The 24904-nt window shown below is 63.3% G+C and carries 24 protein-coding genes and 1 tRNA gene; 14 read left to right on the top strand and 11 right to left on the bottom strand.

Features of this window, described 5'->3' with window-relative positions:
• The first annotated feature begins 105 nt into the window (after positions 1 to 105).
• Genes lptF through ACQ3C8_RS10755 form a run of 3 tightly spaced genes read left to right on the top strand, consistent with a single transcriptional unit; the run spans position 106 to position 2749 of the window.
• Positions 106 to 1230, top strand: coding sequence for an LPS export ABC transporter permease LptF (lptF, locus tag ACQ3C8_RS10745; protein WP_009523194.1), 1125 nt, complete (start codon positions 106 to 108; stop codon positions 1228 to 1230).
• Positions 1227 to 2378, top strand: a complete 1152-nt coding sequence (gene lptG / locus ACQ3C8_RS10750; protein ID WP_428851563.1) for an LPS export ABC transporter permease LptG — start codon at positions 1227 to 1229, stop codon at positions 2376 to 2378. The genes lptF and lptG overlap by 4 nt, the downstream gene beginning before the upstream one ends.
• Complete coding sequence (locus tag ACQ3C8_RS10755; protein ID WP_428851564.1) at positions 2378 to 2749, top strand: sirohydrochlorin chelatase; 372 nt, start codon at positions 2378 to 2380, stop codon at positions 2747 to 2749. The genes lptG and ACQ3C8_RS10755 overlap by 1 nt, the downstream gene beginning before the upstream one ends.
• A 57-nt stretch (positions 2750 to 2806) precedes the next feature.
• On the opposite strand, the gene cobA is transcribed toward ACQ3C8_RS10755, so the two are convergent.
• From cobA to ACQ3C8_RS10790, 7 genes are all read right to left on the bottom strand, one after another.
• The gene (gene cobA, locus ACQ3C8_RS10760) at positions 2807 to 3574 is read right to left on the bottom strand and encodes a uroporphyrinogen-III C-methyltransferase (protein ID WP_428851565.1); all 768 of its coding nucleotides are present in this window, start codon (positions 3572 to 3574) and stop codon (positions 2807 to 2809) included.
• Between the two features lie 75 nt (positions 3575 to 3649).
• Complete coding sequence (locus tag ACQ3C8_RS10765) at positions 3650 to 4957, bottom strand: sulfate adenylyltransferase subunit 1 (RefSeq protein ID WP_428851566.1); 1308 nt, start codon at positions 4955 to 4957, stop codon at positions 3650 to 3652.
• A gap of 105 nt (positions 4958 to 5062) precedes the next feature.
• The gene (gene cysD / locus ACQ3C8_RS10770; protein WP_428851567.1) at positions 5063 to 6013 is read right to left on the bottom strand and encodes a sulfate adenylyltransferase subunit CysD; all 951 of its coding nucleotides are present in this window, start codon (positions 6011 to 6013) and stop codon (positions 5063 to 5065) included.
• Positions 6014 to 6056: 43 nt separating this feature from the next.
• The gene (locus tag ACQ3C8_RS10775; protein ID WP_428851568.1) at positions 6057 to 6842 is read right to left on the bottom strand and encodes a phosphoadenylyl-sulfate reductase; all 786 of its coding nucleotides are present in this window, start codon (positions 6840 to 6842) and stop codon (positions 6057 to 6059) included.
• Positions 6839 to 7423: a DUF934 domain-containing protein gene (locus ACQ3C8_RS10780; RefSeq protein ID WP_428851569.1), complete on the bottom strand. Its 585-nt coding sequence runs from the start codon at positions 7421 to 7423 to the stop codon at positions 6839 to 6841. The genes ACQ3C8_RS10775 and ACQ3C8_RS10780 overlap by 4 nt, the downstream gene beginning before the upstream one ends.
• A gap of 15 nt (positions 7424 to 7438) precedes the next feature.
• A complete protein-coding gene (locus ACQ3C8_RS10785) occupies positions 7439 to 9121 on the bottom strand; it encodes a nitrite/sulfite reductase (RefSeq protein WP_009523202.1) in 1683 nt (560 codons plus the stop codon).
• A gap of 16 nt (positions 9122 to 9137) precedes the next feature.
• Positions 9138 to 9911: a sulfite exporter TauE/SafE family protein gene (locus ACQ3C8_RS10790; RefSeq protein ID WP_428851570.1), complete on the bottom strand. Its 774-nt coding sequence runs from the start codon at positions 9909 to 9911 to the stop codon at positions 9138 to 9140.
• Between the two features lie 104 nt (positions 9912 to 10015).
• Between ACQ3C8_RS10790 and ACQ3C8_RS10795 the strand changes: the two genes are divergently transcribed.
• The gene (locus tag ACQ3C8_RS10795; protein WP_009523204.1) at positions 10016 to 10957 is read left to right on the top strand and encodes a CysB family HTH-type transcriptional regulator; all 942 of its coding nucleotides are present in this window, start codon (positions 10016 to 10018) and stop codon (positions 10955 to 10957) included.
• A 162-nt stretch (positions 10958 to 11119) separates the two neighbouring features.
• Here the strand turns inward: ACQ3C8_RS10795 and ACQ3C8_RS10800 are convergent, their stop codons facing one another.
• Positions 11120 to 11893 (bottom strand): SDR family NAD(P)-dependent oxidoreductase, encoded by a 774-nt coding sequence (locus ACQ3C8_RS10800; protein ID WP_009523205.1) that lies wholly within the window; start codon positions 11891 to 11893, stop codon positions 11120 to 11122.
• Between the two features lie 356 nt (positions 11894 to 12249).
• Here ACQ3C8_RS10800 and ACQ3C8_RS10805 point away from each other — a divergent pair, with 356 nt between their 5' ends.
• The 5 genes from ACQ3C8_RS10805 (at position 12250) to ACQ3C8_RS10825 (ending at position 17922) form a co-directional block, all read left to right on the top strand.
• Complete coding sequence (locus ACQ3C8_RS10805) at positions 12250 to 13872, top strand: gamma-glutamyltransferase family protein (protein WP_428851571.1); 1623 nt, start codon at positions 12250 to 12252, stop codon at positions 13870 to 13872.
• 135 nt (positions 13873 to 14007) lie between these two features.
• Positions 14008 to 14538, top strand: coding sequence for a VOC family protein (locus ACQ3C8_RS10810; protein ID WP_009523217.1), 531 nt, complete (start codon positions 14008 to 14010; stop codon positions 14536 to 14538).
• A gap of 55 nt (positions 14539 to 14593) precedes the next feature.
• Positions 14594 to 15475: an NAD(P)-dependent oxidoreductase gene (locus ACQ3C8_RS10815; protein WP_428851572.1), complete on the top strand. Its 882-nt coding sequence runs from the start codon at positions 14594 to 14596 to the stop codon at positions 15473 to 15475.
• Positions 15476 to 16096: 621 nt separating this feature from the next.
• Entirely contained in the window at positions 16097 to 17734 is a 1638-nt protein-coding gene (locus ACQ3C8_RS10820) for a hypothetical protein (RefSeq protein ID WP_428851573.1), read from the top strand.
• A gap of 103 nt (positions 17735 to 17837) precedes the next feature.
• Positions 17838 to 17922: transfer RNA gene (locus ACQ3C8_RS10825), tRNA-Leu, on the top strand.
• 71 nt (positions 17923 to 17993) lie between these two features.
• Here ACQ3C8_RS10825 and ACQ3C8_RS10830 read toward each other — a convergent pair.
• Complete coding sequence (locus tag ACQ3C8_RS10830) at positions 17994 to 18776, bottom strand: aldolase (protein ID WP_428851574.1); 783 nt, start codon at positions 18774 to 18776, stop codon at positions 17994 to 17996.
• Positions 18777 to 18852: 76 nt separating this feature from the next.
• Positions 18853 to 19785 carry a Bug family tripartite tricarboxylate transporter substrate binding protein gene (locus tag ACQ3C8_RS10835; RefSeq protein WP_428851575.1) on the bottom strand — a complete coding sequence of 311 codons (933 nt, stop codon included), beginning with the start codon at positions 19783 to 19785 and terminating at the stop codon, positions 18853 to 18855.
• 248 nt (positions 19786 to 20033) lie between these two features.
• Here ACQ3C8_RS10835 and ACQ3C8_RS10840 point away from each other — a divergent pair, with 248 nt between their 5' ends.
• A complete protein-coding gene (locus tag ACQ3C8_RS10840) occupies positions 20034 to 20627 on the top strand; it encodes a helix-turn-helix domain-containing protein (RefSeq protein WP_428851576.1) in 594 nt (197 codons plus the stop codon).
• Positions 20628 to 20669: 42 nt separating this feature from the next.
• Here the strand turns inward: ACQ3C8_RS10840 and ACQ3C8_RS10845 are convergent, their stop codons facing one another.
• Positions 20670 to 21428, bottom strand: a complete 759-nt coding sequence (locus ACQ3C8_RS10845) for a hypothetical protein (RefSeq protein ID WP_428851577.1) — start codon at positions 21426 to 21428, stop codon at positions 20670 to 20672.
• A 222-nt stretch (positions 21429 to 21650) separates the two neighbouring features.
• Between ACQ3C8_RS10845 and ACQ3C8_RS10850 the strand changes: the two genes are divergently transcribed.
• From ACQ3C8_RS10850 to ACQ3C8_RS10865, 4 genes are read left to right on the top strand one after another with little or no spacing between them, the layout of a single operon-like run.
• Positions 21651 to 22628: a Bug family tripartite tricarboxylate transporter substrate binding protein gene (locus ACQ3C8_RS10850; protein ID WP_428851578.1), complete on the top strand. Its 978-nt coding sequence runs from the start codon at positions 21651 to 21653 to the stop codon at positions 22626 to 22628.
• Between the two features lie 18 nt (positions 22629 to 22646).
• On the top strand, positions 22647 to 23411 hold the full coding sequence (locus tag ACQ3C8_RS10855) for a hypothetical protein (protein WP_428851579.1): 765 nt from the start codon (positions 22647 to 22649) through the stop codon (positions 23409 to 23411).
• Positions 23395 to 23577, top strand: coding sequence for a rubredoxin (locus tag ACQ3C8_RS10860; RefSeq protein ID WP_428851580.1), 183 nt, complete (start codon positions 23395 to 23397; stop codon positions 23575 to 23577). The genes ACQ3C8_RS10855 and ACQ3C8_RS10860 overlap by 17 nt, the downstream gene beginning before the upstream one ends.
• Before the next feature lie 59 nt (positions 23578 to 23636).
• Complete coding sequence (locus ACQ3C8_RS10865) at positions 23637 to 24887, top strand: NAD(P)/FAD-dependent oxidoreductase (RefSeq protein WP_428851581.1); 1251 nt, start codon at positions 23637 to 23639, stop codon at positions 24885 to 24887.
• The last annotated feature ends 17 nt before the right edge of the window (positions 24888 to 24904 follow it).

A 24904-nucleotide genomic window follows, 5' to 3' on the forward strand; every position in this document is an offset into this window, starting at 1 on the left:
CCGTCATTATCCGCGATTTTTCCAAGGTTCCCCCGTGCCCTGCCCAAGGCGGTCTGCACGGCCAGAAAACCCGCCGCGTGGACGGCCACAGGACCTCATCATTGCATGATCTTTGAAAAAGCCCTGCGCCGGGAATTGTCTTACACCGCAGGCGCTGTCTTCCTCGTACTGCTGACGTTCATGCTGACGTCGCTGGTCATCCGCGTGCTCGGCATGGCTGCCAACGGTACCGCCAGCCCCAACGATGTGCTTATGCTGATCGGACTGGCCACGCTCGGCTATCTCGCCATTCTGCTGTGCGCGACGCTATTCATTTCCACGCTGATCGTCCTCACGCGCTGGTACAAGGATTCCGAAATGGTGGTGTGGTTCGCCGCCGGCGTCAGCCTGCGCGACTTCGTCAAGCCCGTGATGAAATTCGCCCTGCCGTTCATCATCCTGGTCGCCCTGCTCGGCGCCTTCGGCTGGCCGTGGGCCAACCAGCAGAGCGCCCTGTTCCGCGACCGCTTCCAGCAGCGCGACATCATCTCCATGGTAGCTGCCGGCCGCTTCATCGAACCCTCTCGCGCCAACTACGTGCTGTTCATCGAAGGGATCGACAGCAGCATGAAGAACGTGACCAACGTGTTCGTTGCCAACGCTGCCCGCGACAAGCTCGGCGTGGCATTTGCCCGTCAGGGCCATTTCGAGACGACTGCCGAAGGCGACCGCTTCGTGGTGCTGGAGAAAGGCCGCCGCTATGAAGGCGAGCCGGGCAAGATCAATTACCGCATCGTCGAGTTCGAGCGCTACGGCGTGAAGATGCAGGAGAAACCACAGGAAATCGACACCAGCCTGCCGGCCAAGAGCCGCGCGACGCTCGACCTGCTGCGCAACCCCAATACCGAGAACCTGGCCGAGCTGATCTGGCGCATCGGTCTGCCGTTGCTGGCATTCAACTTCGTACTCATTGCCATTCCGCTGGCCTACGTGAATCCGCGCCTGGGCCGCTACACGCCGCTGATCTTCGCCGTGCTGGTCTACCTCACCTATAGCAACCTGCTGAACATCGCGCAGGGCTGGGTGCGCAGCGGCAACGTCTCGTTCTGGCTGGCGTGGTGGCCGATCCACGTCCTGGCGCTGCTGTGCGCGCTGGCGCTGTTCCGCTTCCGCCTCAACCGCACCGGCGGCTGGCGCGGCATCTTCGGCCTGCAGCGCAAGACAGCCGGCGCCGCGGGAGGTGCGGCATGAACCTGCTCCGCCTCTACGAGCGCTATTTCGCGCGGCAGATCTATGCGGTCTTTGCCTTCATCCTGTTCGCGGTGCTGTCGCTGTTCATCTTCTTCGATCTGCTGAACGAACTGCAAGACGTCGGTGCCGGCTATACCATGCTGATCGCCTTTGCCCACGTGGCGCTGCAGGCGCCCACGCGCATCTACGAAATGATGCCCGTGGCCGTGCTGATCAGCGCTATCTACGTGTGCTCGCAGATGGCCAGCCAATCGGAATACACCATCCTGCGCGTGGCCGGACTTGATATCCGGCATGCCTTGGGGTCGTTGATCAAGCTCGGCATTCCGCTGGCCATCGCGACCTTTCTGGTCGGCGAGTTCATTGGCCCGAAGGCTGAGGAGTTCGCGCAGAAGGTGCGCCTCCAGGCGCTCGGCGCCACCGTGTCATCGGGCTTTCGCACCGGCGTTTGGGTCAAGGACCGTGCAGCAGGGCAGGAAGGCGGCAGCGAGGTGACGCGCTTCGTCAACGTCGGGGCACTGGCCGCCGACCAGAGCATGTCCAACGTCAAGATCTACGAGTTCGACAGCCAGTATCGTTTGCGCACCATCCGCGTGGCGGCCACCGGCCACTATGAAGGCAACCAGGTGTGGAAGCTGTCGGGTGTGACGGAAACGACCTTCATCGACCTGCCGCCCGCCCCCGGCAATGCCGATGCGCTGGCGCCGGGCTTTCGCGCCGAGCAGAACAATCTCGCGACGCTGCCCATGCACTCCGAGCTGACGCCGCAGATCTTGTCCGTGCTGCTGGTACGGCCGGAACGCATGTCCACCATCGACCTGTTCCAGTACGTGCGCCATCTGCGCGACAACAAGCAGGATACGCAGCGCTACGAGATTGCCTTCTGGAAGAAGCTGATCTACCCCTTCACGATCTTCGTGATGATGGCGCTGGCGCTGCCGTTCGCCTATCTGCACGCACGCGCCGGAGCAGTCGGCATCAAGGTATTCGGTGGCATCATGCTCGGCCTGAGCTTCCACCTCGTCAACACGCTGTTCTCGCATGTCGGCCTGATCAACACCTGGCCGCCGATCATCTCGGCCCTGCTACCCGGCGCCCTCTACCTGTTCCTGGCGCTGGGCGCGTTGCGCTGGGTGGATCGTCACTGATGGACCACACGCGTGCCATCATCCTGTTCGCGCATGGCGCGCGCGATGCGCGCTGGCGTGAACCGTTCGACCGGTTGCAGGCAATGCTGCAGGCGGCCGTGCCCGACACGGCGGTGCGCTTGTGCTTTCTGGAATTGATGACACCGGATCTGTCCACGACGGTGGCCGAACTGGCGGATGCGGGCATTCAAAGCGCGGTAGTGATCCCTGTGTTTTTCGGCCAGGGCGGCCATCTGCGCCGCGACCTGCCGGCGCTGCTCGATACCTGCCGTCACCAGTACCCCGGGATTGCATTGCGCGCCGCCACAGCCGTCGGGGAAGATGACGAGGTATTACGCGCGATCGTTGCGTACTGCCTGAATCAAATATAGGCCTCAGACTGCGACATCAGGCATCGGCTGACACTCACTGAGGCCAACGTCCACACCTCATGCCGCGGATTCGAACGCCGCCAGCCCCTCGGGGTGCCGTTGCTCTCCCGCCCGCCGCGCAAATGCCTGCCCGATCATCAGCAAGCACGGCTGGTCCGGATGGATCCAGGCCAACGCATCGCCGCGCGCCATCTGGCCGAGCGTAAAACCGTGCGAGCGCTCCTGTGCCGTCGAGACGGCCTCGACCACCCATGCCGCGGTATCGGCCGGCTTGCCAGCGGCGATCAGTTGCGCGGCAATCGCCGCGGCCTGGTCGCGGCCCATGTAGTACACCAGCGAATCGGCCTTCACGGCTTCGTCCGCCAATTCGACATCCACACCTTCCTTGCCCTTGGCTTGCGTGGCGAACGCGACGCTGCGCGACACGCCGCGCTTGGTCAGCGGCTTGCGGATGGACGAGGCGGCGGCCAGCGCGGCGGTGATGCCGGGCACGACCTCATATGCGATACCGGCGGCCTCGAGCGCCTGCATTTCCTCGTCGGCGCGGCCGAACAGCATCGGGTCGCCGCCTTTCAGGCGCACTACGCGTTCGTACTTGCCGGCCAGGTCGACCAGTTGCCGGTTGATGAACAACTGGGCCGTGGAGCGTTTGCCGCAACGCTTGCCGACTTCAATACGCAAAGCATTGGGGCAGTAGGCGAACATGTCTTCCGACACCAGTGCATCATGCAGCACGACCTGCGCCTCGGACAGAATCCGTGCGCCGCGCACTGTGATGAGGTCTGCCGCACCCGGTCCTGCACCAATGAGAGTCACCTTGCCCATCACCTGCTCCTGCGTTCCTGAATACTGTGGCGCATCCTTTGGAAAGGCCTGCGCCGTCTGGACGGTTGTCCGATGTTATTGTGCAAATGCACGGATCATGCCAGCCGCTACCGTATGGTTGCTGGCCTCGTCGATCAGCACGAACGCGCCGGTCGCCGGATTGCTGTCGTAGGCGTCGCACACGATCGGCTTCTGCAGGCTGATGCGCACGCTGCCGATATCGTTGAGACGGATCTCCGAGCGGCCGGTTTCATCGAGCAACGTGTGCACGTCGAATACGCGCTCCACGCCGTTGATGCGTGCGAACACCGAGGTCGAGGTGTGCTTCAGCACATACTTGCGCGCGGGGCTCAGCGCCTCCTCGTCGAACCAGCACAGATCAGCTTCGAGCTGGCGGGCGGCAATGGCGTCGGTCTGGTCGGCGACGATGGTATCACCGCGCGAGACATCCACGTCTTCGGTGAATGTCAACGTCACCACATCGGCTGCGCCGGCGCCGTGGGCGGCGCCGTTCGGCGTGAACACGCCGGCAATGGTGGCTGTGCGGTTGGCGGGCAGCACGCGGACCTTCTGGCCGACCGTGACCGTTCCGGCTTCTACGCGGCCCATGTAGCCACGGAAATCGTCGGATTGGGAGCCGTCCTGGCGCACCACTAGTTGCACCGGGAAGCGCAGCGCATCGCCGCTCTCGGAACTGGCTTCGGCGACTTGCAGCGATTCCAGCAGGTCGAGCAACGGCCCGTCCTGGTACCACGGCATGGCGTCGCTGGCATGCACGATGTTATCGCCGCGCAATGCGGAGACCGGCACATAGCGCACGTCCTGCAGCCCCAGCCGGTCGGCGAGATCCGCATAGGCAGCACGGATTTCGTTGAAGCGCGCCTCGCTGAAGTCGATCAGGTCCATCTTGTTGACCGCGACGATCACATGCTGCAGGTTGAGCAGCTTGAGGATGGCCGAGTGGCGCTTGGTCTGTGGCAGCAGTTGCGCCTTGCCGTCGCGCGTTTCGACACGTGTGGCATCAACCAGCACGATGGCGGCATGCGCCGTCGATGCGCCGGTCACCATATTGCGCGTGTACTGCTCGTGGCCGGGCGTGTCGGCAATGATGAACTTGCGCTTGGCTGTGGAGAAATAGCGGTAGGCGACGTCGATGGTAATGCCCTGCTCGCGCTCGGCTTCAAGGCCATCGGTCAGCAGCGAGAAGTCGATCTGTTCGCCCGCGGTACGCTTGTGCTTGGCATTGGCGAGCGCGGTGAGCTGGTCCGAGAGGACCGACTTACTGTCATACAGCAGGCGGCCGATCAGCGTGCTCTTGCCGTCGTCGACGGAACCGGCGGTGATAAAGCGCAGCAGGCCCTGGTGTGATGCTTGGTGTGTCATTGCAATGTCCTTGGCTAGGGCGTGTTACGCCCTTTTTCGTACCCGCGGGATCCTTCCTGCCGGGGACCGTGGCTGCATGCCGGGGTATCCGGCGTGCAGGAACAATCAGAAGTAACCTTCCTTCTTGCGGCGCTCCATCGAGGCTTCGCTCGTCTGGTCGTCCATCCGCGTGGCACCGCGCTCGGTGATCTCGCTGATGGCGGTTTCGGCGATGATCTCGGCGGGCGTCGCGGCCGTACTGGCGACCGGGCAGGTGCAGCTGATGTCGCCCACGGTGCGGAAGCGCACCGACAACACTTCGCTGGCATCGCCAGCCTGCTTCGGGGTGACGTCGGTCACCGGAACCAGCAGGCCATTACGGCGCACCACCTCGCGCTCGTGTGCGTAGTAGATCGACGGCAGCGCCAGCTGCTCGCGTTCGATGTACTGCCAGACGTCCAGCTCGGTCCAGTTGGAAATCGGGAACACGCGCATCTGCTCACCGGCACTGATGCGGGCGTTGTAGAGGCTCCACAGTTCGGGCCGCTGGGCTTTCGGATCCCACTGGCCGAATTCGTCGCGGAACGAGAAGATGCGTTCCTTGGCGCGGGCTTTTTCTTCGTCACGACGCGCGCCGCCCATCAATGCATCGAAGCGGTGTTCAGCAATGGTTTCGAGCAGCGTCACGGCCTGCGCGGCATTGCGCGAGTCGGTGGCCTTGCGCAGCTTGACGGTGCCACGGCGGATCGATTCCTCGACATGGCCGACCACCAGGCGTGCGCCGATCTCGGCCACGCGCTGGTCGCGAAAGGCAATGACTTCCGGGTAGTTATGGCCGGTATCGATATGCACCAGCGGAAACGGCAGCTCGATCTTGCGACTGCCCAGGCGGAAAGCCTTGAGCGCGAGATGCAGCATGACAATGGAATCCTTGCCGCCGGAGAACAGCATGGCAGGGTTGCGGCACTCCGCCACGACTTCGCGGATGATGTAGATCGACTCCGCTTCGAGCCAATCGAGGTGGTCGTTCTGCACCTGTCCGGATGCAGCGCCAAGAATCTCGGTCATGTTGCCCATGTTGCTCTCTCGCTTGCCGCAAAAGCGGCGTTAAAAATGCACGTCAGTGTTGTTTGATGTTCTGCTCATGGAGGCCGCACTCTTTGGTGTCTTTGCTCTCCCACCACCAGCGTCCGGCGCGTACATCCTCGCCGACCCGCACTGCCCGGGTACACGGCTCGCAGCCGATACTCGGATAACCCTTTGCATGCAGCGCATTGACCGGAACGTCATGGCGCTGCAGATAGGCCCACACTTCCGCTTCCGTCCAGTCCGTCAGCGGGTTGTACTTGGGGATGCCGCGTGCGGCATCCTGTTCCTCGAACGGCAGGTCCAGCCGCGTCACCGCCTGTTCGCGGCGCTGGCCGGTCAGCCAGGCCTGCGCGCCATCGAGCGCGCGGTTCAGCGGTGCGACCTTGCGCACGCCGCAGCAGGCCTTGCGCGCTTCCACGCTGTCGTAGAAGCCATTCAGGCCGTACTGCGCCACGAACTGCTCCACCGCCTGCAGATCGGGCTCATAGGCCTGCACCGCATAGCCGTAGCGCGTATGAGTCGCGTCCAGCACCGCCAGCGTTTCCGCATGCAGCCGTCCGGTCTGTAACGTGAAGATCGAGAAACGTTCACGCACCGCTGCCGGGCTGCGCAGGATCGCGTCGGCAATCACCATGTCCTCGGCGGCAAGGCTTGAGGCAAAGCGCGCCTGTGCATGGCGGCTAGCGATCAGCGCCAGGCGCTCACCCAGCGCATGCGCCTTGGCATCGAGCGCCTCGGCGCTGCCTGTGTAAACCGGGATGGTCCACAAGGCGGGGCGCCGCAGGGTGCTGGCGACCGCGCTCACGCCCTGCGTCATGCGTGCTCCTGCACACCGGCAATGCCCCGGGCGCGGCGAAACAGCGGCAGCGGCTCGTCGAGCGTGCCCTGGTATTGGACTGTCAGTTCGCTGAAGCCGTTGAGCGCATCCTCGATGTTCTTGTCGGCACGCACGGCGAAGCTGTCGAAGCCGCAGCGGCGCATGGCGTTGAGCTGGTCGCGCAACACATCGCCGATGGCGCGCAGTTCACCCTGGTACTTCAGGCGCGTGCGCAGCAGATAGGCCGACGAATAGCCGCGCCCATCGCGGAACACCGGGAAATCGATGGCAACGAGGCCCAGGCGATCGAGCTGGCCCTCAAGGGCGAGCGGATCGTCATCCGGCGCCAGCCACACGCCAGTGTCTTCAGGCTTGCGCTGGGCGAGCAGGCCATCACGATGCGCTTCCCACGCATGCAGCGGGAACAGCACCTTGCCGGACTGAGCGGCGGCGGCAGCGATGGCGTCATGCGACACGTGGCCGCTCTGGTTGTTGTCGTCCAGTTCGGGACGCAGTACCAGCCAGCTGTCTTCCACGATCACCGGGCGCTTGTCTTGTTGCAGGGTAATGATTTTCGTCATGGTCGTCTCTCCGGCTCAGGCCGTGGCCTCCGCCTTGCTGGCCTTGTCTGCATACACGCGCTCCTTGAACGGTGCGAGCCCGATGCGCTTGAAGGTTTCGATGAATGTTTCACCGTCGACACGGTTCTCCACGAACACGTCGATGACGCGCGACACGACGTCCGGCATTTCCTCGGCCTTGAACGACGGGCCGATCACCTTGCCGATGGCGCTGTCATTGCCCTGCGCACCGCCAAGCGTGACCTGGTACCACTCCTCGCCATCCTTGTCGACGCCGAGCACACCGATGTTGCCGACGTGATGGTGTCCGCAGGCGTTGATGCAGCCCGAGATATTGAGCGACAGGTCGCCGAGGTCGTGCACGAAATCGAGATCGTCGAAACGCTGCTGGATGGCCAGCGCGATGGGAATCGACTTGGCGTTGGCCAGCGAGCAGAAATCGCCGCCCGGGCAGGCGATGATGTCGGTCAGCAGGCCGATGTTGGCGGTCGCGAAACCGGCTGCGCGGGCTTCCTGCCACAGCGCGTACAGGTCGCGCTTCTTGACGTCCGGCAGGATGAGGTTCTGCTCGTGCGCCACGCGCAGTTCGCCAAAGCCGTACTTGTCGGCCCAGTCGGCCACCTGTTCCATCTGCTTGTCGGTCGCGTCGCCAGGAGGCGAGCTGATGCCTGGCTTGGTCGAGAGCGTAACCGAGGCATAGCCCGGCACCTTGTGGCCGCGCACATTGCGGCGCACCCACTGGGCGAATGCCTTCTCCTCGAGCAGGTGTTTCTCGAAGCCGGCATCGGTGTCCGGCAGCTTGTCATAGGCAGGCGGCTGGAAGAACGCGGCCACGCGGTCGAACTCGGCCTGCGTGATGGTGCCAGGGCCGTCCTTGCTGTGCTGCCATTCGGCCTCGGTTTCCTCGGCAAATTTTTCTGGCCCGATGGCCTTCACCAGGATCTTGATGCGCGCCTTGTACTTGTTGTCGCGGCGGCCGTAGCGGTTATACACGCGGATCGCGGCTTCCACGTAGGTGAGCATGTGCTCCCAGGGCAGGTCTTCCTTGATGATCGAACCGAGGATTGGGGTGCGGCCCAGGCCGCCGCCAGCCATGATGCGCAGGCGCAGCTGACCCGCATCGTTGCGGTAGGCGTAGATGCCGATGTCGTGCATCTGCACCACGGCGCGGTCGGTTTCGGCGGCGCTGAAGGCGATCTTGAACTTGCGCGGCAGGAAGGCGAATTCCGGATGGAAGGTGCTCCACTGGCGCAGGATCTCCGCGAGCGGGCGGGGATCGACATATTCATCCGGCGCGACGCCGGCGAACTGGTCGGTGGTGGTGTTGCGCACGCAGTTGCCCGAGGTCTGGATGGCGTGCATCTGTACCGAGGCAAGATCGGCCAGCGCATCAGGCACGCGTTCGAGATCCATCCAGTTGAACTGGATGTTCTGGCGCGTGGTGAAATGGCCGTAGCCGCGGTCGTACGTGCGGGCGATGTGCGCCAGCATGCGCAGCTGCTTCGACGCCAGCATGCCGTATGGCACCGCCACGCGCAGCATGTAGGCGTGGCGCTGGTAGTACAGGCCGTTCTGCAGGCGCAGCGGCAGGAACTCTTCCTCGGTCAGCTCGCCCGCCACGCGCCGGCGCACCTGGTCGCGAAACTGCGCGACGCGTTCTTCGACAAGCTGCTGGTCATACTGGTCATACTGATACATGGGGGACCCCGATTGCTTACGATACGAGTTTGATGGCGACGAACGTGAGGACCGTGGCAAGCGCGCCGCGCACCAGACGTTCGGGTAGTTGTTTCGAGAGCTGCGCGCCGAGCCAGATGCCGGGAATCGACCCGACCAGCAAGGCGCCCAGCAAATTCCAGTGCACCGTGCCGAGCCACACGTGGCCGAGTGCGGCCACGGCGGTCAGCGGCACCGCGTAGGCGATGTCGGTACCTGCTACTTCCGCGGCGCGCAGCTGCGGATACAGCAACAGGATCAACGTGGCACCCACCGCGCCCGCACCGATCGACGACAGCGTCACCAGCACGCCGATCACCGCGCCGACCAGCACCGTGGCGTTGGCCTGCCGCGCGCCCGTCAACTGGTACTGCGGGCGGCGCGCCAGCCAGGCGAGCAGCTGGCGGCGGAACAGCAGCGACAGCACCGTCAGCAGGACCGAAACGCCGATGGTCACGCGGATCGCATGCAGCACCGGTCCGTCCAGTTCACCCGCGCTTTTCAGGACGCCGATGGTGAGTGCCGCCGCCGGCAGGCTGCCCAGCGACAGTCGTCGGACGATGTCCCAGCGCACATGCCCGTGGGCGCGATGTGCCAGCGTGCCAAAACCTTTCGTGATCGATGCAAAGGCCAGGTCGGTGCCGACGGCCGTCGCCGGCGAAAATCCGAACAGCAGGGTCAGCAGTGGTGTCATGAGCGAGCCCCCGCCCACGCCGGTCAGACCGACGAGCACCCCGACAAACAGGCCGGACACGGTATAGGCGAGAAACATGGCGACGGACTTGGCCTTCTTATCAACAAAGTTCGGAAATCGTAATAAACTAGGCTCATATCGCAAACTAATAAGAAGTTGTTTGTTTATACGAGGACGGTTATATGAACCTGCATCAGTTCCGCTTCCTGCGGGAGGCCGTTCGCCAGAACTTCAATCTGACGGAAGCCGCAAAAGCGCTTCATACATCACAACCCGGTGTCTCGAAGGCCATCATCGAGCTGGAGGAAGAGCTGGGCGTCGATGTGTTTACGCGGCATGGCAAGCGCATCCGCAACCTGACGGAGCCGGGCCAGCGGATTCTGGCCTCGGTGGAGAAGATCCTGCAGGAGGTGGAAAGCCTGAAGCGCGTGGGCAAGGACTACGCCGCGCAGGACCAGGGCAACCTGGTGATTGCCACCACGCACACGCAGGCGCGCTACGCGCTGCCGAGCGTGATTGCGGAATTCACCAAGAAATATCCCAAGGTGCGCCTGTCGATCCAGCAAGGCAATCCCGCGCAGATCGCCGACATGGTGGTGCGCGACCAGGCCGACCTGGCCATCGCCACCGAGGGCATCGTGCACCTCAAGGACCTGATCACGCTACCGAGCTATCAGTGGCAGCATGTGGTGGTCACGCCACCCGGACATCCGCTGCTGGAGAAGAAGCACGTCACGCTGGAAGATCTTGCGGCCTACCCGATCATCACCTACGACGCCCACTTCGCCGGCCGGCCAAAGATCGACAAGGCCTTCGCCCTGCGCCAGCTCCAGCCAGACATCGTGCTGGAAGCCATCGACGCGGACGTGATCAAGACCTATGTGGAAGTCGGCATGGGCATCGGCATCGTCGCCGGCGTGGCCTTCGACGCGGCGCGCGACCAGAACCTGCGCAGCGTGCCGGTCGGCCACCTGTTCGGCACCAACGTCACGCATCTGGCTATCAAGCAGGGGGCGTACCTGCGCAGTTTTGTCTACACCTTCATCGAGCTGTTCTCACCGACGCTCAACCGCAAGCTCATCGAGCAGTTGATGGCGGGCGAGCACGAAATCTACGAGTTGTAGGCACTGTGCGAGACTGGAGCGGGGGCAGCGCGCATGCCTTCCCAGGGGCCGGCCACGACGCGCAGGCGTGAAGAAACAAGGGGAGAAAACGGGCAACTATCGTCTGCGCGCTGAAAGCCGAAGCGAAGCGCGCACCCGCCTGAATGCGGTGCGCGTAGTGGTTTACAGCACGGCCGAGGCGCCGCCGTCGATATTGATACTGGTGCCGGTGACGAAACTCGCGGCCGAGGACGCCAGGAAGGTGATCACATTGGCCGCCTCCTCGGCATCACCGACGCGGCCCAGCGGAATGTCCTTTGCCATGTTGGCATAGAGCGTTTCCACATCCGTACCGGTACGCGCGGCGCGCGCCTCGTGCTGGCCGGCGCGCACCAGGCCGATGCACACGGTGTTGACAAGGATGTTCTCGGGCGCCAGTTCCTTCGACAGGGCCTTGGTCAGCGCCAGCCCGGCGGCGCGCGTCACCGAGGTCGGCATCGAGCCGGCGCGCGGCTGCTTGGCGGCAATGGCCGTGAGGTTGATGATGCGACCGCCGCCCTGCCGCTTCATGTGCGGAATGGCGAGCCGCGCCAACCGGATGGCGGCGAACAGCTTGAGGTCGAAGTCGGCCTGCCACGTCGCATCGGCCACGCTCTCGAAGGCGCCGGTCGCCGATGTGCCGGCGTTGTTGACGAGAATGTCGAGCCGGCCGAAGGCTGCCACGGCGGCTTCGATCAGGGCGGCACAGCCCGCTTCCGTGCTGATGTCCTGCGCCACCGCCAGCACCTTGCCTCCAGCGGCGCGAATGGCCTGCTCGACTTCGGCAAGACGCTCCGCCCCGCGCGCCGCAATCACCACTGCCGCGCCTTCCGCCGCGAGCCGCTCCGCCGTCGCCTTGCCGATGCCCTGCGAGCCGCCCGTGATGATTGCTACCTTGCCTTGCAAACCGAGTTCCATGCCTTTCCCCAACTGATTGATTCATGTTCCGGGCAGCCTCGCCGCCCGCAACAGATCATGCCAGATATTCGGCCCGGCGTCCGCCGCCGGCCACGGCCGTGCCCAAGCCGAGGCGATTGTTTTTCAGCACACCCAGCCATGATGCGACTTGCCGGCTGGTTGCATTTCCGGCGCCTCCACATTTTCGTGCAAACTGCCTGCCAAGCCGCGACAGGCAAGCGTTTGCGCAAAATCCATGGCGAAGCGGTGGTCTATAATCAACGCATCCGCACGAATTTTCTGTACCGCAGTCCAGGATAACGGACCGACGTGCCGGCAGGCTCCGGAGGCCGGTACACGCATGACACGAGACCCCGATGACCTTCGACTGGAACAACCCCTATCCCACGACCCGTATCCCCGTGTTCGCACGCAATGTCGTCGCCACCTCGCAGCCGCTGGCAGCGCAGGCGGGCCTGCAGATGCTGCGCAGCGGGGGCAATGCGGTCGATGCGGCGATTGCCGCGGCCGCCATGCTGACCATCGTCGAACCCGTGTCGTGCGGACTCGGCAGCGACGCCTTTGCGATCGTGTGGGATGGCCGGCAACTGCACGGCCTGAACGCCTCCGGCACGGCGCCGGCCGCGTGGAACCCCGAATACTTCAAGCGCAAGTATGGCGAGGATGCCCGGGGCATCGCCAAGCGGCCGCAACGCGGCTGGGACAGCGTCACCGTGCCGGGCGCCATTTCGGCATGGGTGGCCCTGCATGAAAAATTCGGGCGGCTGCCGTTTGCCGACGTGCTGCAGCCCGCCGTCGAGATCGCCGAGCGCGGCCACGCGGTCGCGCCCGTGGTGGCGCACAAGTGGGAAGCCGCGATTCCCGCCCTGCACGACCAGCCGGGCTTCGCGTCGGCCTTCATGCCGCGCGGCCGCGCGCCCGCCATCGGCGAGCGCTTTGTGTTTGCCGAAGCAGCGGAAACCCTGCGCAAGATCGGCGCGACCAACGGCCGTGCGTTCTACGAGGGCGAGCTGGCCGAACGCATGGCGGCGTGCGCCAAGGAATGCGGCGGCGCCATGCAGCTGGCCGACCTGCGCGACTATCGTCCCGAGTGGGTCACGCCGATCAGCCAGCGCTATCGCGGCCATGAGGTGCACGAGATTCCGCCGAACGGCCAGGGCATCGCCGCGCTGATCGCGCTCGGCATTCTCGAACAGTTCGACCTGGGCGGCCTCGCGCTCGACGGCATCGACGCGCAGCATCTGCAGATCGAAGCGATGAAGCTCGCCTTTGCCGACATCTATCGCTACGTGGCCGATCCGCGCAGCATGGACGTGACGCCCGCGCAGATGCTCGACCCCGCCTATCTCGCGCAGCGCGCCAAACAGATCGACCTGCAGCGCGCCACGCACTTCACGCCGGGCATGCCCAAGGCCGGCGGTACGGTGTATCTCACCGCAGCCGACGAGAACGGCATGATGGTGTCGTTCATCCAGTCCAACTACATGGGCTTCGGCTCAGGCGTGGTGGTGCCGGGCACGGGCATCAGCCTGCAGAACCGTGGCGTGGGCTTCTCGATGGATCCCGTCTCGGCCAACGTCGTGGCCGGCGGCAAGCGTCCGTTCCACACTATCATCCCGGCCTTCCTCACCAAGGACGGCGCCCCGGTGATGAGCTTCGGCGTGATGGGCGGCGACATGCAGCCGCAGGGCCACGTGCAGACCGTGGCGCGCATGCTCGATTACCACCAGCAACCGCAGGCGGCGTGCGACGCCCCGCGCTGGAAGGTCAACCGCGACTTCACGCTCGATGTGGAATCCACCATGCGCGCCGACACCGTGGCCGGACTCCAGGCGCGCGGCCACCAGTTGAAGTCGATCGAAGATCCGTACATGGACTTCGGCTCCGGCCAGTTCATCTGGCGCCTCACGGACGATCCCGAAGACGGCTACGTGGCGGCCAGCGACAGCCGCCGTGACGGACTGGCGGCGGGATTCTAGGCCACGCGGCACCCCGGCTGGCATGCACGGCGCGGCATGCCAGTCACCGCAAATTGCGGTAGAGTGATTTCATTCCGCCGGCAGGCGGCGCATGCATGGCGCCGCCTGTGCGCGACCTGATTTCCGGAGAGCGCCATGAACCAGCCTGTGCCACCCGCCCCGATCCGCCGCCTGCATCACTACGCCTACCGCTGCCGCGATGCCGAGGAAACCCGGCATTTCTATGAAGACATCCTCGGCCTGCCGCTGTACCACTACATCGAGAACGACTACGTTCCCTCGACCGGCGAGTTCTGTCCCTACACGCATATCTTCTTCCGGATCGACGACGGCTCTTTCATCGCCTTCTTCGATCTCGGCGACAACGAAGCAGCCGCGCCCTCGCCCAACACGCCGGCGTGGGTCAACCATATCGCCTTCATGGTGGATGATCTGCCTGCACTCCAGGCCGTCAAGCAGCGGCTCGAGCAGCATGGCATCGAAGTCCTCGGCCCCACCGACCATCGCGTCTTCCAGTCGATCTACTTCTTCGACCCCAACGGCATCCGCCTCGAACTGACGGCAATGACCGTACCGGATGCGCAGATGCAGGCCGAATCCGCCGGGGTGCGCGAACGTCTCGACGCCTGGACCCTGAAGAAGAAAGCGCGCCTCGGTACGCGTTGAAACCGCATCTGGTGCACTACCTCACTACATCAACATCCCTCCACGAGCTTTCCGCATGACGACTCTCGCATTCATCGGTTTTGGCGCCATGGGCCGCCCCATGGTGCGCCACCTGCTGGCCGCCGGACACCACATCAACGTCTCCGTCCGCCGCCCGGAAGCGGCCGATGCCGTCAGGGCGCTCGGCGCGCAGCCATGCAGCTCGCCTGCCGAAGCTGCCCGCGATGCGGACGTGGTGTTCACCAATGTCACCTCGACCGCCGATGTGGAAGACGTCCTGCTCGGCGCACACGGCGTCATCCACGGCGCGCGGCCCGGCACGCTCTGCATCGACCACAGCACCATCTCGCCCGTCGCCACGCGGGACATCGCCAAACGCCTGCAGGCTGCCGGCCTGCGCTTTCTCGATGCCCCGGTGTCCGGCGGCGCCGCCGGCGCGGAAGCGGCCACGCTCACCATCATGGTCGGCGGCGACAGCGCCGACCTGGAACAGGCGCGCCCGCTGCTGGAACGCCTCGGCAAGACCATCGCCCATGTCGGCGCTGCCGGCAGCGGCCAAGTCGCCAAGGCCTGCAACCAGATCGTGCAGGTCACCACCATTCAGGGCATCGCCGAAGCCATGCTGTTCGCCACCAGCCAGGGCACCGATCCGCAGAAGATCCTCGATGCCATCGCCACCGGTTTCGCCGGCAGCCGCATGCTCGACCTGATGGGCCCGAAGATGGCGCAGCGCGACTTCAAGGCCGGCATCGAAGCGCGCCTGCATGAAAAGGATTTCGGCCTGGTACGCGAAGTGGCCCGAGAACAGCATCTGTACATGCCGGCGATGGAAGCGGTGGCCGCGCAGCTACGCACTCTGGTGGAGCAAGGACGCGGGCGCGATGACACCTCGTCGTTGCTGCCGGTGCTGGAGAGTCAGCAGCCAACGAAGAGATAGGCGCCCGCCAGCATTCCGACGCGCGGACAGCAACGATGGAACATGCCCAGCATTCCGACAACGTCCGTGCGGCTGTTGCGCAAGAGATCCGATCGACTGCGCTGATCCAGTGCCATGCAAGGGCGTGGATAAACCTGTTGGTGTGCAACCCTGAGTATTGCCCCTTGTCGCCATGAACAACCCGGCAATTGAGCACCGGTGGTACAACGCGATCTCAAGGGTGGCATCACAGCCCCTGCATGAAAAGATTCGGCCTGATACGCGTAGTGCCACGAGCTGAGCATCTGCACATGCCGGCGATGGAAGCGGTGGCCGTGCAGCTGCGCACACTGGTGAAACAGGAACGCGGGCGCCGACACCTCATCTACATCGGATACACCGGCGTCCACCGATGTACCGAGAACTATCGCATAAGGCGGCAAAGTGTCGCACAGCTCAAATCGGGAGACCATTCGCCTTAAGGACATGGCATTTCAGGCGAGGCGCCAGTACGCCGGGCTTAACCGCGCCCACCGAAAACTAACTAAAACACTGCAAAACACAGTAACAGCCGCGTAACAGTACGCTATGGCATACCGTATTGTGATGGGCAATATCAGCCATCACCATCGGAAATGCATCATGCTCAAAACGTTGCGTCATCACTTTTCAAGCGGTGCGACATCGCCGTCAATTGCGCACTCTGCAAGCACGCCAGCTCATCCAGCGACCACTGAGCCACGCGTTCGCCGTTCGCCAGCACCCCGCTTTCGTCCGACCCGCTGGGACGCCAAACAGATTCGGGCGCTAGCAGGCAAGAAAATTCTATGGAATGAAGCCTACCCTGGCATCTACCTACGTGCGCATCATCGAGATAGCAATGGCGATTTTCTGAAAATGGTATCCGACAGGTTGAATCGCCTCGCAGCAACGACTGAGGGCCATGCGCTTCTGGCGGGGATCTCGGCAGCACACCTTGCTCATCCCGCCATCGAGTTGCAAATACTGCCTCTTGAGTGCGATTTCTATGCCCCGCCCAGAAACGAGCACGATGCATACTATTGGCAGCGAGTGCGAGGCGGAAATGGACGTCACTATGGTGGGAGAATCTATATCAACGTATTTAGATTCAAAACAGATACGCTGTGCGATGTCGAACAAGTTCTGTGTCACGAACTTAACCATGCATACGTGGATCTCTGGCCCCGGTTTTTCACGATGGATGGTGACGCATGCGCTGCGCATGATCGCGGGGTATGGGCGAATGAGGAATTTTACGTAATGGGAGCCGGAAACCATATGGGGAAGGCGCCAATGAGCCAGCTTCGCAATACGTTGCTGGAAGGACGCAGGCTACAACTTGGATATGGTGAAAACCTAGGGTACGACATCCCGACCCCTGATGAACGTAATAGCGGCGACGAAGCGATCTTTCCGGCCCCGCTGAACAGTCCGACGAACAATACAGTTCATTTTGTGAAAACGTCACAAAACAGCCAGGATGAAAAGGAACGTGAGGCAGATCATCGTTTCTTCACTGATCAACTCACCTTACTCGCGACCTGCTCTGCAACGATAGGGAGCCATGCAGAATCGCTTATGAAATCGGATGCGGTGGCAACAGACGGCATCACGGAAGTGCTGGCCCCTGCGGCGTTTTCCAACGATATAGGCGCCTCGAGTTTTGATCCACGGATGATGCCAACATTGCGCGACAAACACCGGGCACAAGAAACCATATTCCGCGAGGCGATTCATCTGGCTCAAGCAAACCGCTATTCCGCGGCTCATCGGCTGGTCAAGTTTTTTCCTGCCGATATGCTCTCACACCTTGATCATGCTGGCCATCGGCGCATCGAGGTGGATACGGTCAAGCGACTGATTGGAACACGTTATGCTGAAAGTGTTGAAAAGCAGCTGGCCAATATTCGAATCAACGACATGCTGGCTGCATACCAATCTTACGTCGACTTGTATGCGCTCGCCGCGAAATCGAAGAAACCACTTATGCGCAACGGACGGGAAGAGTTACGCACTCCCCAGGAATATATCCGTGATCTGGATGCCCATTTCGAGGAGATCTGGTGCAACGCAATGAAACCTGTAGCTCGCAATACACAGTCATACCGTAATCTGGATTTCGAGCGAAATCTGTTCGATGTTGGCGCAAAAAAACTGGCGGAGTTGTTCTACTATCGGCAAGACCGGTCGGAAAGAGTCTCAGCGTACATGGAAGTGCTGGCGCGCACGCCGAGTTCCGTTTTTCAGCAGACAACCTGACCATGCTCGCACAGTGCCCGTAGGGCCAGCGCGCTATATGGTGCATTGTCTGGACCTATAAATTCCGGCATAATGCCGAACTTCGCCCACGCGGCGAAATACTGCCCGAGTGGTGAAATTGGTAGACGCAGGGGACTCAAAATCCCCCGCCGCAAGGCGTGCCGGTTCGATTCCGGCCTCGGGCACCATCAGATTCTACGAGCCGTTTTTCTGGCCCGGCATACCGGCGCCCCGCCCGGGGCGCGGCACACCTCCAAAATTACAGCGGCGGCAGACTATGCCCCCGGCTCGCACGACGCGAATAGTAGGCGAACGTCACCTCCATGCGCTTGGGCGTGCTGACCCAGCGTTGGGCTTCACGGCCCAGTTCCGGATCGATCGGCTGGATCTCGCCGGCTGCCATGGCGAGCAGTTGCAGACGCGCGGCGCGCTCGAACATCACGCCGAGCACACAGGCTTCCTCGACCGTGGACCCTGTCACGAGCAAACCATGGTGTGACAGCAGGATGGCTTTCTTGTCGCCGATGGCTTTCGAGATAATCTCGCCTTCTTCGTTGCCAACCGGAATGCCCGGCCATTTCGGCAGAAAGGCGCACTGGTCGTACAGCACGCATGCATCCATGTGCGAGACGATCAACGGGACTTCCAGCATCGCCAGTGCGGAGACGTGCGGTGCGTGCGAATGCACGATGCAGTTGACGTCGGGACGCGCACGATACAGCCACGAGTGAAAGCGGTTTGCCGGGTTGGGCATGCCGGTACCTTCGAGCACCTGCAGGTCATCGTTCACCAGCAACAGATTGTCGGCATTGATTTCGTCGAAGCCGAGGCCAAGGCGCTGGGTCCAGTAGGTGCCCGGTTTCTCTGCGCGTGCCGTGATCTGGCCGGAGAGGCCAGAGTCGTGGCCGAAGGCGAAGAGGATGCGGCACGTTTCTGCCACGGCTTCGCGCAGCGGCATTTTTTCTGCGGCGAGCTGCGACTGCATCTGCTGCAGTGACGAGGCAACGATCTCGTCTTTCTTGAGGTGCATGGTGTCAGCCATGTCGGTACTCCTTGAGTGGTCTTGCAATGCCGGGGGCGCAACGAGGGCGCCCACCCGGCTGTGATTCTCGATATCGTTACTTGGCGCCCTGCTTCAGCAAACCGGCCCAGCGCTTGTCTTCGGTGGCGATCAGCTTGCGGAATCCGTCCGGTGTCGATGCCATGACTTCCGTCCCTTGCGCTTGCAACGTTGCCTTGAATTCCGGATCGGCCAGCGCCTTGCCAATCGCGCCGTTCAGTTGCTTGACGATGGCTGGCGACACGCCGGCCGGTCCCACCACGCCGGAGATCGAACCAGACACCAGCTTCGGGAAACCAAGTTCAGCGGTCGATGGCAGATCAGGGGCTGTCGGCACGCGCTGAGGATTGGCGATGGCGAGCGCTCGCAATTTTCCAGACATCACGAACGGCATCACTTGCGGCGACCCTTCGAAGGTCATGTCGACCTGTCCTGAAACCACATTACTGACGGATTCGGCACCGCTCTTGAACGGAATATGCAGGAAACTGACCTTGGCGGTGTCCTGCAGGATGCGCATTCCCTGGTACGGCGAGCTACCGACACCGGCCGTCGAGAAGCTGACGGATTCCGGCTTGGCCTGCGCCAGCTTGACCAGTTCGGCCAAGGTCTTGGCCTGGACATTCGCACCTACGGCGATGACGTGCGGTGTAGATGCGACCGTTGAAATATAGGTGAAATCCTTGGCGCTATCGAAACGTACCTGCATGTCGGTATGCGGATTCACCGCCAGCACACCGACGGTGGCAAACAGCAGCGTGTAGCCATCTGGCTGGGCACGCTTCACGTACTCCGCGGCAATGTTGCCGCCTGCGCCCGGACGATTTTCAATGACCACGGATTGCTTGAGTTGTTCCGACAGCGCCTTGCCGGTGGCTCGCGCCACCAGGTCAGTAATACCGCCCGCGCCGAAGGGCACGACCAGCGTGATCGGACGCTCGGGATAGGCAGCCGCGGCAGGGCCGGCGCCCACGAGGGTGAGCAGTGTCACAGCCGCTGCAAGTTGGGGAAATGGCAGGGGAAATGGTAGACGCATTGGGCACGCTCCTGGACAGGTGACGGGGGCACAGCGATCAATCGAATCGCCAAAGAAACAACGGTGTCGATAATGACACCTTTGTGTCCTAAAGGCAACGAGATTGTCATGTGCTTCCGGGACCATTAGAATGAGGCGTGCCGCAAGTGCATCCGGGTTGTACTTTTGTCCCAGGAGAAGCGGCATGCCAACCCGCTATTTCGATGACCAAAGCCACTCCGCTCAGCGCCAACCCAATCGCCGACAGGCTCGCCGAACACCGCAAGCTGAACGGCCTGACCCTTGAGGAACTGGCCCGGCGCGCATCGCTGACCAAGAGCTATCTGTCGAAACTGGAACGCGGACTGTCGTCCCCGACGATTGCCACGGTACTGAAGCTGGCGGAAGCGTTGGGTGTAACCGTCGATCAGTTGATCACCCCGCGACGCCAGGAAAGCGAGATCCTGCACGTGAAGGCGACCGACCGCGTGCCGTTCAGCCGCTCGGCCGAGCGGCCAGGATACACATACGAAGCCATCGCCACCGAGCGCGCGGACAAATCCATGATGCCGTTCATCATGATGCCGCCATTCGCAATCAAGGACGGCCCGATGTCGAGCCACACGGGGGAGGAACTGATCTTTGTCGTGTCTGGTGAGATGGAAGTGGTGTTCGAAGACCGGACCATCCATATGGTCGCAGGCGATTCGCTGTACTTCAACGCATCGATTCCGCACCGCTCGCGTTCGCTCGGCAAGACACAGGCGCAAGCGCTTGTCGTAGTCAGCCGCCCCAAGACATCGACCGACGCGGCCTAGGCGCACCGGTTTGCGGGCAGGCTTGCCGAGAGCCGTCGACAGCTAGCGCTCGGCAGGCTCGTCGCCAGAAGCGCCAAGCCCAAAACCCATGGCGCCCATGCCGGCACCCATTGCCGCACCGCCTCCTCTCCCTCCACCACCGCCGCCGCCACGGCCGCCCTCCTGTCCGCCGGCGTTGCGCGCGCCCTGATTGCCACCCTTGCCCGATGCGTTGGCGGGTCGCGTCGGCCCTTGGCTGGGAATGGCCAGATCAGGTGGAACTGGATCGAGATCAAGCACGCGGCGGATGAAATCACGCAGCGATACCACCAGCGCATCCGTGCGAATCGCCCGGCCGGCGGCAAGATCGCTCGCGGCATTGGCCGCGAGACGGACCTGTTCCTCGGTGCCGAGCAGGATCACATCTGACAGCGCCGCCTCGACAGCATCGCGCACGCGACGCGCACGGTCACTGCCCGCATGGGGATCGACCGCCATGCCGGATGGCGGCGGCAATGTCGCAGGCGACTCAGCGGAAACATCGCCCTCTTCGGCACGCGCGGACGCGACCTGCCGCAGGCGCATATCGCGCAAGTGAGTCGGGTCGACCGACAGGTTGCCGGTGAAAGAACCGCCGAGCACCTTGTAGGCGGCGATCAGCGTGCGCAGCCGCTCGTTGATCTGGCGATTCTCGCGCTCGCGCCGCTGCTGCACGGTCTGCATGATCAGCAGCCGGATGCCGACGCCAATCAGGGTGATCACCGCCAGCCCCAGCAGCGTGGTCAGCAAGGTCTGCCACGAAGAGAAATCGAGCATGCGCACGCGGTGCCTCCGTCCGTCCAATGCAGGCATCTTGCCAGAAAACACCAGCCGCTCGCTGATCACGGACAACACTTCCGCTTCCCCGCCATTCCAGAATGGACTGGATGCATGAGCGATTGTCGTTTGTGCCGCGCGCGGCCTCAACCGTATGATGCAGTGGCCCGACTGCGCTGGCGGCGTTCTACGCCCCCGCAGCCATCAGACAGATAAGGAGACCCTGCCATGAAGTTCACGCCCCGGTTCCGCGCCCTGTGCGGTGCGCTTGCGTGTGTTGCCATGACCGGCGCCGCAACGGCCCAGTCCCAGAATTACCCTGCCGAGCCGATCAAGCTGATCGTGGCGTTTGCGCCGGGCGGCATCACCGATTCCATCACCCGGCTGGTCGCTGCCGAAATGGGCAAGCTGCTCAAGCAGAACGTGATCGTCGACAACCGCCCGGGCGCAGGCGGCCAGGTTGGCACGGAGTATGTGAAACGCCTGCCGCCAGATGGCTACTCGCTGCTCGTCGCAGCCTCCGGCTATGCCATGGCGCCGGCACAGAAGCCGGTTGGCTATGATCCCGAGAGTGATTTCGAGCCGGTGGCCCTGCTTGGCAGCGCTCCGAATGTGCTGGTCGTCCATCCGTCCGTGCCCGTCAATGATGTAAAGGGCCTGGTCGCATACAGCAAGTCGCAGGGCGGGCTGCCGTACGCGTCCGCCGGCACCGGTGGCGCCAATCACCTCGCGGGCGTGATCCTGCAGGACATGAGCGGCGCCAAGCTCGTGCACGTTCCGTACAAAGGTGCAGCGCCCGCCGCCACCGACCTGATCGCCGGTTCGGCGCCGTCCGGCTTCATCGACCTCATGACCATCAAGCCGCACATCGACTCCGGCAAAGCCAGGGCCATTGCCCTGACAAGCGCCACGCGCAGCCCGCTGCTGCCGAAACTGCCGACCATCGCCGAATCCGGCTACCCCGGCTACGACGTGTCGGTGTGGATGGGCGTATTCGCGCCAGCCAAGACGCCGCCGCAGATCGTCCAGAAATTGAACGAGGCCATTCGCACGGTGCTCAAGCAGCCGGACGTCCATGCCCGCCTGGTCGCCAACGGCATCGAAACGCAACCGAACATGACCGCCGACGGCTTTCGCAAGTATGTGAAGGCCGACCTGATCCGCTGGAAGCAGGTCACCGAAAAAACCGGCATCAAGTTCGACTAGACGCACAGGACGAGCATCATGATTGCGTATGGAAAGCGCGCGCTCGGCGAGAAGAGCCGCCGCGCGCTGGCATTGGGCGCGCAAGCACCCTACTACAAGAGCGAATGGATGTCGTGCGGACAGGACCCATGGCTGTCGCCGACCATTTTCATGGTCGAGCAGCCGCCGGGTTCGCAGTTGCCGACTCACTTCCATCGCCAGAACGAGTTCCAGGTCGTCATCCGTGGCAGCGGTTCCATCGGCACGCATGCGGTGGCGCCCATCTCCGTGCACTACGCGGGCGCCTATACGGGATATGGTCCCGTCACTGCCGGGGAAGACGGACTCACATACTTCACCATCCGTCCGGTGTTCGACACTGGTGCCGTGCTGGCATCCGAAGCGCGGACACAAATGATTCGCGGACCCAAGCGCCAGGCTTATGCCAGACCCTATGCCATCCAGTCGCGCCAGGCGCAAGACTCCGCGCGCAGCGAGGTACTGATATCACCCGAGGCCGATGGCCTGTACTGCGGTGTCGAGTCCATGCCGGGTGGCGGACAGTTCCAGACGGAATGTCACCTGCAGAGCGGTGGCACGTTCTATCTCGTGCTCGATGGCGAACTCGATGTCGCAGGCGAAAAACTCGCGCGATGGGAAAGTGCATTCCTGTCTGCCGGCGAACCGTCGATCACCCTCCACGCCGGCGATGCAGGCGCGACCGTCCTGGTGATGCGTTCGCCGGCGACCGATGCAGCCTACCTGCCCACCCGCGAAGGAGCCTCGCATGTCGCAACCCGCTGATCCCCGCGTGTGGGACTGCCTGCTGTGCGGCTATTCCTACGACCCCGCCGCCGGTGCGCCAGACCATGGCATCGCTGCCGGTACGCCGTGGGAGGCCGTACCGGCCGACTGGGCCTGCCCCGAATGCGGCGCCGGCAAGGGCGACTTCGATCCCGACATACGCTGATGCATTCTCCCGGGGCCCGCACCGCGCGCGGGCCTGTCTGCTGCTTCTCCTGACTATTCATGACGAATCCAACTGAGCTGGGCCCCGTGGTCATCGTAGGCGGCGGACATGCCGGCATCGAGCTGGCGTTCGAGTTGCGCAAGCTTGATGACGTATGCTCCATCACCGTGCTGGGTAGCGACCCGGCCTTGCCTTACCACCGGCCAACGCTCTCGAAGCAATTCCTCATGAGCACGGCGGACGATCCACAACCGCTGCGTGCCGCCAGTGCCTATGCGGAAAAGAACATCACCCTGCGCACCGCCACGCGTGTCGCCCACATCGACCGGGCTGCGCAGCAGGTCCGGCTGGAGACCGGGGAAGTTGTCGCCTATGGCTGCCTCGTTCTTGCGACTGGGGGCACACCGCGCACGCTGGCACTGCCGGGGCTGCCCGCGAGTGTGCCGAATCTCGGTACGCTCCGGACACTGGCCGATGCCACCGCGCTGCGGGGACAACTGCGCGCAGGCGCGACGCTGGCCATCATCGGTGCAGGCTATATCGGCCTCGAAGTTGCGGCCGCCGCGCGTGCGCTTGATGTCGAGGTCCATGTCTTCGAGCAGCAGCCGCGCCTGCTGTCACGCGTCGCATCGCCCGCGCTGGCAACGTTCCTGGCCTCAGCCCACGCAAGAGCAGGCGTGGCATTGCATACGGATACGGTGTTGACGAGCGCAAGATGCCGCGACGACGGATGCCTCGCGCACCTGGATTTCGAGCATACGGCGAATGGGCATGGAAACCTTGAGGTCGATGCCATGCTTGTGGGCATCGGCATCGTGCCTGACACCGGGCTGGCGCAGGACTGCGGCTTGGCGGTCGATGATGGCATCGTGGTCGATGACCATTTCCGGACATCCGATCCGCATATCCGCGCGCTCGGCGACTGCGCACGGCAGCATCACGCCTTCTATGCACAGTCCATGCGCATCGAGTCGATTCCCAACGCACTCGAACAGGCACGCGCGCTAGCCGGCGTGCTGACCGGGCACGCCCCCCGCGCGCATACACCGCCGTGGTTCTGGTCGGACCAGTACAAGCTCAAGATCCAGACGGTTGGCCTGCCACACGGCAGCGATGCCACCGTGCAGCGCGGTACGGCCGAGGATGGATCGTTCGCGCTGTTCCATCTGCGCGAAGGTATCGTCGTTGCCGTGGAAGCGGTCAACCGCGCGAAGGACTTTCTTGCCGGCAAACAGCTGGTTGCCGCGCGTGCACAACCCGCTGCTGCCATGCTGGAAGACCCCGGCGTCGATCTGGCGAAGATGAGGTAATCGCCTCCTGTGGCGCG

It is taken from the genome of Imbroritus primus (assembly GCF_964332355.1).
In the GTDB taxonomy this organism is placed as follows: Bacteria; Pseudomonadota; Gammaproteobacteria; order Burkholderiales; family Burkholderiaceae; genus Imbroritus; species Imbroritus primus.

Coding starts and splice junctions, on each gene's coding strand:
- ACQ3C8_RS10850 (WP_428851578.1), top strand. CDS start 21,651: ATGAAGTTCACGCCCCGGTTCCGCGCCCTGTGCGGTGCGCTTGCGTGT.
- ACQ3C8_RS10865 (WP_428851581.1), top strand. CDS start 23,637: ATGACGAATCCAACTGAGCTGGGCCCCGTGGTCATCGTAGGCGGCGGA.
- cysD (WP_428851567.1), bottom strand. CDS start 6,013: ATGGGCAACATGACCGAGATTCTTGGCGCTGCATCCGGACAGGTGCAG.
- cobA (WP_428851565.1), bottom strand. CDS start 3,574: ATGGGCAAGGTGACTCTCATTGGTGCAGGACCGGGTGCGGCAGACCTC.
- ACQ3C8_RS10815 (WP_428851572.1), top strand. CDS start 14,594: ATGACGACTCTCGCATTCATCGGTTTTGGCGCCATGGGCCGCCCCATG.
- ACQ3C8_RS10840 (WP_428851576.1), top strand. CDS start 20,034: ATGACCAAAGCCACTCCGCTCAGCGCCAACCCAATCGCCGACAGGCTC.
- ACQ3C8_RS10775 (WP_428851568.1), bottom strand. CDS start 6,842: ATGACGCAGGGCGTGAGCGCGGTCGCCAGCACCCTGCGGCGCCCCGCC.
- ACQ3C8_RS10765 (WP_428851566.1), bottom strand. CDS start 4,957: ATGACACACCAAGCATCACACCAGGGCCTGCTGCGCTTTATCACCGCC.
- ACQ3C8_RS10805 (WP_428851571.1), top strand. CDS start 12,250: ATGACCTTCGACTGGAACAACCCCTATCCCACGACCCGTATCCCCGTG.
- ACQ3C8_RS10790 (WP_428851570.1), bottom strand. CDS start 9,911: ATGTTTCTCGCCTATACCGTGTCCGGCCTGTTTGTCGGGGTGCTCGTC.
- ACQ3C8_RS10855 (WP_428851579.1), top strand. CDS start 22,647: ATGATTGCGTATGGAAAGCGCGCGCTCGGCGAGAAGAGCCGCCGCGCG.
- ACQ3C8_RS10830 (WP_428851574.1), bottom strand. CDS start 18,776: ATGGCTGACACCATGCACCTCAAGAAAGACGAGATCGTTGCCTCGTCA.
- ACQ3C8_RS10780 (WP_428851569.1), bottom strand. CDS start 7,423: ATGACGAAAATCATTACCCTGCAACAAGACAAGCGCCCGGTGATCGTG.
- ACQ3C8_RS10820 (WP_428851573.1), top strand. CDS start 16,097: ATGCTCAAAACGTTGCGTCATCACTTTTCAAGCGGTGCGACATCGCCG.
- ACQ3C8_RS10755 (WP_428851564.1), top strand. CDS start 2,378: ATGGACCACACGCGTGCCATCATCCTGTTCGCGCATGGCGCGCGCGAT.
- ACQ3C8_RS10800 (WP_009523205.1), bottom strand. CDS start 11,893: ATGGAACTCGGTTTGCAAGGCAAGGTAGCAATCATCACGGGCGGCTCG.
- ACQ3C8_RS10860 (WP_428851580.1), top strand. CDS start 23,395: ATGTCGCAACCCGCTGATCCCCGCGTGTGGGACTGCCTGCTGTGCGGC.
- ACQ3C8_RS10810 (WP_009523217.1), top strand. CDS start 14,008: ATGAACCAGCCTGTGCCACCCGCCCCGATCCGCCGCCTGCATCACTAC.
- lptG (WP_428851563.1), top strand. CDS start 1,227: ATGAACCTGCTCCGCCTCTACGAGCGCTATTTCGCGCGGCAGATCTAT.
- lptF (WP_009523194.1), top strand. CDS start 106: ATGATCTTTGAAAAAGCCCTGCGCCGGGAATTGTCTTACACCGCAGGC.
- ACQ3C8_RS10795 (WP_009523204.1), top strand. CDS start 10,016: ATGAACCTGCATCAGTTCCGCTTCCTGCGGGAGGCCGTTCGCCAGAAC.
- ACQ3C8_RS10785 (WP_009523202.1), bottom strand. CDS start 9,121: ATGTATCAGTATGACCAGTATGACCAGCAGCTTGTCGAAGAACGCGTC.